7 protein-coding genes are annotated in these 7,057 nt (G+C 48.9%); 1 reads left to right on the plus strand and 6 read right to left on the minus strand.

Translation table 11 applies throughout. The features are described 5' to 3' along the window. Positions 1-151 precede the first annotated feature (151 nt). Positions 152-1,363, minus strand: a complete 1,212-nt coding sequence (locus H6F50_RS04320) for an FtsW/RodA/SpoVE family cell cycle protein (protein ID WP_190426709.1) — start codon at positions 1,361-1,363, stop codon at positions 152-154. 478 nt (positions 1,364-1,841) lie between these two features. Here H6F50_RS04320 and H6F50_RS04325 point away from each other — a divergent pair, with 478 nt between their 5' ends. After that, positions 1,842-2,081: a hypothetical protein gene (locus H6F50_RS04325; protein WP_190411192.1), complete on the plus strand. Its 240-nt coding sequence runs from the start codon at positions 1,842-1,844 to the stop codon at positions 2,079-2,081. Positions 2,082-2,382: 301 nt separating this feature from the next. Here the strand turns inward: H6F50_RS04325 and H6F50_RS04330 are convergent, their stop codons facing one another. The 5 genes from H6F50_RS04330 to H6F50_RS04345 all read right to left on the minus strand — a co-directional run. Continuing rightward, positions 2,383-2,586: a phycobilisome linker polypeptide gene (locus H6F50_RS04330; protein WP_190411193.1), complete on the minus strand. Its 204-nt coding sequence runs from the start codon at positions 2,584-2,586 to the stop codon at positions 2,383-2,385. Positions 2,587-2,820: 234 nt separating this feature from the next. Then, positions 2,821-3,306, minus strand: coding sequence for an allophycocyanin subunit beta (apcB, locus tag H6F50_RS04335; protein WP_190411194.1), 486 nt, complete (start codon positions 3,304-3,306; stop codon positions 2,821-2,823). 62 nt (positions 3,307-3,368) lie between these two features. After that, positions 3,369-3,854, minus strand: a complete 486-nt coding sequence (apcA, locus tag H6F50_RS04340) for an allophycocyanin subunit alpha (protein WP_190411195.1) — start codon at positions 3,852-3,854, stop codon at positions 3,369-3,371. Positions 3,855-4,085: 231 nt separating this feature from the next. After that, a complete protein-coding gene (locus H6F50_RS27495) occupies positions 4,086-4,220 on the minus strand; it encodes a hypothetical protein (protein ID WP_277879316.1) in 135 nt (44 codons plus the stop codon). A gap of 392 nt (positions 4,221-4,612) precedes the next feature. After that, positions 4,613-7,057, minus strand: a 2,445-nt coding sequence (locus H6F50_RS04345; RefSeq protein ID WP_190426710.1) for a phycobilisome rod-core linker polypeptide, incomplete at its 5' end; no start/stop codon positions are given.

Genomic DNA, 7,057 nt, shown 5'->3' on the forward strand with positions numbered 1-7,057 from the left:
TTTGAAACACATGAGGTTTATTGTGGATAGCGCCGTAGCTCAACATCGTAAACACCTCGGTCTTCGAGCAACAACCCTTCACTTCTAAACTACTCTATTTCCGATTAAGTCTATTTTGTGCAATTTAGATGTTAGATGTGTGACAGACAGCTTATTGCTCTCGGCGTCGCCGCCTAGCCGCAGACCGACGTCCTTGCAGAGACACAATTTCTGCTTCGCTACTTTCCCGCGCCACGCGAATCAGCAGCCCAGCGGCAATCAAACTCGCAATCATTGAATTGCCACCATAACTAAACAGCGGCAAGGGCAAACCCGTAGTAGGTAGGACACCAGTCGCAACGCCAATATTTAGTAGTGACTGCCCCACCATCAAAATCATGGCTCCAATCGCCACCAGCCGGTGAATGGGATTTTGCGCCTTTATCGCCACAATTAGCGCCAGCGCCGCATAAGCCATCAGCAGCAACAGCAGCAGCAAACTGCCTGCAAAGCCAAATTCTTCTGCGTACACCGCAAAGATAAAGTCGGTATACTGAATCGGCAAATAAAACAGCTTCTGTTGCGATAGCCCAAAACCAGACCCCCAGGTGCCGCCAGAACCAACGGCCAGTAAACTTTGAATCAGCTGGTATCCGTCTTGCATGGGGTCAGCCCAAGGATTCAAAAAAGACATTATCCGACGACGCTGATATTCTTTCACGCTGATACTGATTGTCGCCAAGAGCACCCCGCCCAGCGCTGTTCCTCCCAAGTAGGAATAAGGCAACCCAGCAGCAAGTGCAATTAGCCACAAAGTCATCCCGCAAAGTGCGGTTGTACTTAAGTTGGGCTGTAGCAAAATTCCCAAAAGCACGCAGCAAAAAATAAACAGCCAGGTCAAGCGGACTTTCCACGTTAGTCTGTCCCAATGCCCAAAAATCCGAGCGCCTTGTAACACCAGGAACGGCTTGATCAACTCAGAGGGTTGCAGCGGAAATGGCCCCAAAGCTATCCAACGGGTTGCGCCATTGGTGGTGGTTCCCACTCCTGGAATCAGGGTGATGAAAATCACTCCCAACAGGAGTATGACAAACCAATCAGCGATTTCTAGAACAGAACGTAGGGGGAAGTTCACCACCAGGTTAAATGCTACTAGCCCCAGGATGACTGAGATGATTTGGCGCTTGAAGTAGTACATCCCATCTCCAAACTCAGCATCTGCGCTGGGATAGGACGCCGAAAATAGCACGACTAACCCGATAAATAGCCAGAGGAAGGTGAGCCACCGCAACAATCTGGCATCTATTGCCCAATCCTGGGTAGAGGAATTAAAAACAGGAATTAGCTGGCGTAAATTCACAGCGACTTGGCGTATAGGTAACATTCAGCGGCAGGGAATCACAAAGCGATCGCTCTGGCGGATGCACGGAGTGCTGCTCGCTCCCCAACATTAGCAGCGGTACCGACCAAAATGATAAGGCGCTTTGCCCTATATCGGTTCATCCGCTCCCGATTTTCTTTGCTTTTCTATAAATCTTTCTGACATCTAACGGCATCAGGCGATCGCTTTCTAAATCAAAAATTTATTAATCTACCCTCTAAATTAAAGCTTTCAAGAAGATTGCTTCACTGACGATCTTTGTATTGAACTTAACCGTATGATTACCGAATCAAAATTCTAAATTTCAGTGGTTTAAGTAAAAACGCGACCTTATTACTTCGTAATATCTATCGCCCCTATTACGTATAATCACGCAGACCACTTAGAGTTTGGATTGAACAAGCTGAAAAAGCTCAATTAGCCCCCAAGACTACAGAGACGATTCCCTATTTCCTATAAAGTTGAGCGAGATTACTTAGAAATGCAGGTCAAAACTCATCCTCTCAATGTAACGGTGCTGACTGTCCTGGTGTTGGCAGGATTTATCGGCATCGCCTCCATCCTATTAGCTCTCGTCAGCTCATCTTCACTCTACTCATCTACACATCCAGTGGTGATACCTTGGATAGGCGAGCAGCATCGATGTGAGACAAGCGGTAGAACTTGGAGAGAAGAGAGCGAGGAAGAATGCCTGGATTACGAACACAGCGCTGAGTTCTAAAAGAATTTGGCTTAACAGAAATTCCGGAAAAATCCTTGACAAGAAGTCAATAAATGCTTAACTAGCAAACTTTAGTCGTTCTTTTTAATCTAGTTCTTATATGATTCACAAATTACTAGCAACAGAATCGCTCTAGGCGTCTGCTGAAAAAGGGAGCTTCGGGAATCGAAGTGTAGCCTAATAAAACGAATTGCTATCGAAAGCGGCTATTGAGCCACAAAAAAAGAGGTCCTTAAGACCTCTTTGCATTTGAATCTTATCTAAATGTTGAAAATTCCGTAAACAAGCCTATTTCCGCAAATTAAAGTAGACCAGTATTTACTCCTGGCTTACCAGTAGCCAGCTCAACCTTAACGATTTTTCCACCCATTTTCATAATCCGCTGCTGTTCGCGAAACCAATTTTCGTAGGGAACGAGTTTCGTGAAATAAGTGTTTTGCAATTCCCGCTGAGTCCGGATACGGGTCTGGCTGGGAACACAGGCAGTAATTTTAAACATCCGCATGGTTAATTTCTCCTAGTCAGGTGGTGAGGAAATTTTTGATCTCAATCAATCTTTGGATTGGCGTATCTAATTAAGACACCGAAGGCTGGGAGTCAAGAGTCAATACTAGACCGCTAAAACTTATCAACTTAATTCGACAAGCCTTTGACGAGCTAGCATTCACTCCAGACTTCCCAGACTTCACCAGACAAAACGCAGTCGCTTAAAACTTAAGCGATGAACGAGCGCTTACGCTTAGCTCAAGCCAGAGCAGATGTAGTCTAAATAAACGCCCATTTCCTTACCAGCATCAGCACCCACCAAGCTGGCGGTAACTTCTTTCATGGCTTGGATAGATTGCACAGTAGCGGAGATGGGAACACCCAAGGAGTTGTAGGTTTCTTTCAGACCGTTCAGCACGCGCTCATCCAAGATGGATGGGTCGCCAGCCAGCATGGCATAGGTGGAATAGCGGAGGTAGTAGTCCAAGTCGCGGATGCAAGCAGCATAGCGACGGGTGGTGTACATGTTGCCACCGGGACGGGTGATGTCAGAGTACAACAGGGACTTAGCAACCGCTTCCTTAACGATGGTGGCAGCATTAGCGCTAATGGTGGTTGCTGCACGAACGCGTAGTTCGCCAGTGTTGAAATAGCCCTTGAGCTTTTCCAAAGCACCAGTATCAAGGTATTTACCTTGAACGTCAGAGGAATTGATAACAGCAGTAATTGCGTCTTGCATTTTTCTTGTTTCCTTATCTTACGTAGTCAGGTTCTAATCCTTAGCAGGGGAAGGGAAACACCCTACTGCATGGCACCAATCACGTAGTCGAAGTAAGCGCCTGCTTCAGAAGCATCTTCGCCAGACATCATGGAGGAAGCAGCATTCTTCATAGCGCGAACGCCTTCAGCAACTGCGTCAACCGGGGTACCCAGAGACTTGTACATTTCACGAACGCCAACCAAACCGATTTCTTCAATCGGGGTGACATCACCAGCAACGACTCCGTAGGTGATCAGGCGTAGGTAGTAGTCCATATCCCGCAGGCAGGTAGCGGTCATTTCTTCACCGTAAGCGTTGCCACCGGGAGAAACAATATCAGGACGCTTTTGGAACAACTGGTCGCCAGCTTGCTTGACGATGCGCTCGCGAGAGTCGGTCAACGTTTGGGCAATCCGGAGGCGACGCTCACCGGAGGTCACAAAGTTCTTGATCCGGTCTAGTTCGCCTGGGCTAAGATAACGAGCCTCGGCATCAGCATTCACGATGGATTTCGTGACGATACTCATTTGTGGATTCCTCCAATCAAAAGAAAAGTTTTACCAGATGGTTTGAAACTGGCATTCGCCAAGGAATGTGGAAGCCTGTCACTGCTACAAGAATACTTGTTCGGTATCTTTAGCATTTTTCAGTGTAACCATCCGTACACACTGCCTGGGACTCAGCTACCTTCCGCAAATAATTTTGCGGCATTCTGTTCACATTCCAGGTCTCTTCTTAACACTTTTTAATATTGTTCCTCATTTTGGGGCTTTGAGGGCGATCGCAGCGGGTCTCGGTGGGGTCAGTTGATCATCAAAGAGCGATCGCTTGCTTGGGAGGGGAGCGATCGCTGTCAGGATTTTTGAATTTCTGCACCCCTGAGCATCAATCACCTTTTATTCCCCCTTGTCCTCCAAATCTTCGCGGCTCCATAAAAATGCGATCGCCCATTCCATGCCCTAATCTGTTCTGCTGATTTAGCTTTAGCAGAAACTTTAAGGGATTCAAGTTGTGGACACTAGATGAGCCACTTTACCACAATGCAGTTGGACAAGGTTTTGCAGTGCGGTTATTGGGGGAATTTGACCCGAAGAATCTATCTCATTGGAGGATGATCGACAAGATAGCGATCGCCTCTTCTATTTCTATTTCTGTGGTTTCTGGAGCGCTTCTGCGTTTCGATAAACTCCCCGCGTCATCCAGAGCACAGAGCAAAACTTCCGATTCATTAGGAATGGGGAACGGGTCATATTAATCACCCATTCCCCATTCCCGACTCTCGGATTTATCGGCTCAAGCGATTACCGATGTAGGAAGGCGACATATCTGACCAGGATTGTTTCACCAAGTCAGCTGCTGCTTTCACACTGCCCAGATAATTACCCGCTGGCAGGGACGGGAAGCGGTTGTAAGGCACCACATCCTCGCCGAAGTAACGAGCATACTCAGGACTATCCACCATTGCCTCTACAGCCGCCTTCAAGCCGCTATCCGCCAGCAGTTTGTTGTACTGCCGGATTTCACCTTGGGTAGCGGGTGCGCGTCCCAGCAGGTGCCGGAATAGGAACTCAATCACCTTGGTGTTGGGATAGGGGGCATAGAAGCGACGGCGATAGATATCGGAACTCGCCAGACTCTTCACAAACTCGCGCACCGAGATTTCACCGTTGCGGAGTCTGCTATCGAGATCCGAACGGCGCAGTTCCCCAGGAACTTGACCGCTGAAGATATCCATCACCTGACAGTAGATGGCATTAATCACCTGTGCAGATTCACCCTGGTTCATTCCTGGGTTCATCCGGTAAATTCGAGCAGGCTTACGCCGCGATGTCCCAACTCCAACTTCAACGGATTGCCCGTCACCGTTGGTAAAGGAACGACCCAACTCGATAAACAGCGGCTTACTCATGTCGCGCTGACGAGCTTTTGCAGCGATATCTGCGATCGCTTTACCCATCAGCGGCATCTTCGCCACATCCATGCGCGACTGCACCGGCTTGAAGCTGGGAACCACCAAGTCATCATTCTGCTTGGTCAGTTGGTTATACAGCTTCTCGGTATTCGGGAAGTTTGCCGCTGGCAGGGTCGGGAAGCGGTTGTAAGGCACCGTATCTTCTCCGAACGCCTGGGCATACTCTGGGCTATTCACCATTGCGCCCACAAAGCCCCGAAGCCCTTCAGATGCAAGGATCTGGTTATACTTGCGAATTTCTACTTGGTCTAGGGGTGCCCGTCCCAAGAAGTGCTTCGTACCCAACTCGATCACCTTAGTGTTCGGGTAGGGAGTATAGAACTCTTTGATGTAGAGGTCTGAACCTCCCAACGCCTCAATAAATTCCTTGAGGTTGATTTCACCATTCCGCAGCTTGCTTTCAAAGTCGCTGAATTGGTTCTTCACGATATAGGGTTCAATATCGCGCTCGAAAATTTGCCGGTATGCTGCCCGGATTGTGTTTTGCACCAACGCTTTGTCGTTGGTTTCTGTCAGCTTAAAGACCTTGGTTTGCTCGCGCTTCTTGCTGACACCCTGGTTGATGCGGAATTGAATGTCGGGTTCTGTCCGCAGCTGCGTGACTTGACCGAGTTCCACAAAACGAGGGGTTTCTTGCTTCTCAATTTTCAGAGCTGTGTCGGCAATGCTGCCAATCCGAAGGCTACGCAAGCTGACTCCAGCTGGTGTCAGATAGCGCTCGTAAGGAATCGTATCTTCCCCAAATGACTCGCTGTATTCGGGGCTATCGATAATCGCGTCAACCAGGGCGTAGAAGCCTTTTTTGGCGCAAATATCAAAATACTTGTTAGTTTCCTGACGTCCATAGGTGGGACGACCCAACAGACGGCGGTGGATGTATTCAATCGACTTGGTAACGTACAGCGAAGTCCAGTACAACTTGCGGAACAAGTCAGACTTAGCCAGAGCGCGGATGAACTCCCGCACTGTGGTTTCGCCGTTCTCCAGCTTGATTTCCGCCACTTTGAGGCGCTGACCTTCATAGACATCCCGCCCAAACACTTGTAGGTAGGCTGCCTTGATCACCGCTTGGGTGGAACTTTCGGAGTATTTAACGCTGGAATTCTTCACATACCGTTTGAAGGATGTGCCGCCGTTCCCACCTGGACCGGGGAGTTGATCCAGTTTAAACACTTTCGGACCCAAGGAACCCGGAGCTTTGGGACGAGCTGCTGGGTTGCTCAGTTGGTTGTCAATTCCTGGACCTTGGCGGATCAGGATGCGACGAGTATCTTTACCAAACGGAGCAGGACGGGTGTTGGGATTTTTGGTTTCTTTGGGGAAGATTGCCCCAAACTGAATTTCCAAGGGGTCGTTGCCGGAACCATACGGATGTTGGTCGGGCAGCGGTCGCTCGTAAGCAGCAAATGTGGTGAGGAACTGCGGTACCTTGCGGAAAGGCGCGCTGTAGTTCAACAAATCTTGCTGCGGTCCCCAGTTACGACACTCCTGCGCTTCTTGACCCAAACCCCGGATGTAGGGCACGGTTTCTTCGCCGAAGTAGTCAGAATATTCTTTAGAATCCACCAGGGCATCAACGAGACCGGGTAGACCTTTGCTGGAAACGATGGAGAAGTATTCTTGGACTTCTTCACGGCTGGATGGACCACGACCCAGGAAGTGACGGAATGCCAGTTCCAGAGCGCGACTGTTGATATATGGCTCGTAGAAGTTTTTGCGGTAAAGAGTAGATTTACCCAAGCGGCGGATAAATTCTTT

The sequence above is a fragment of the Coleofasciculus sp. FACHB-712 genome (genome assembly GCF_014695635.1).
Taxonomy (GTDB): Bacteria; Cyanobacteriota; Cyanobacteriia; order Cyanobacteriales; family FACHB-T130; genus FACHB-T130.

Bases quoted from the DNA above. Each gene is read 5' to 3' on its own strand.
- apcA (WP_190411195.1), bottom strand. From the start codon at position 3,854: ATGAGTATCGTCACGAAATCCATCGTGAATGCTGATGCCGAGGCTCGT.
- H6F50_RS04320 (WP_190426709.1), bottom strand. From the start codon at position 1,363: ATGTTACCTATACGCCAAGTCGCTGTGAATTTACGCCAGCTAATTCCT.
- H6F50_RS04330 (WP_190411193.1), bottom strand. From the start codon at position 2,586: ATGCGGATGTTTAAAATTACTGCCTGTGTTCCCAGCCAGACCCGTATC.
- H6F50_RS04325 (WP_190411192.1), top strand. From the start codon at position 1,842: ATGCAGGTCAAAACTCATCCTCTCAATGTAACGGTGCTGACTGTCCTG.
- apcB (WP_190411194.1), bottom strand. From the start codon at position 3,306: ATGCAAGACGCAATTACTGCTGTTATCAATTCCTCTGACGTTCAAGGT.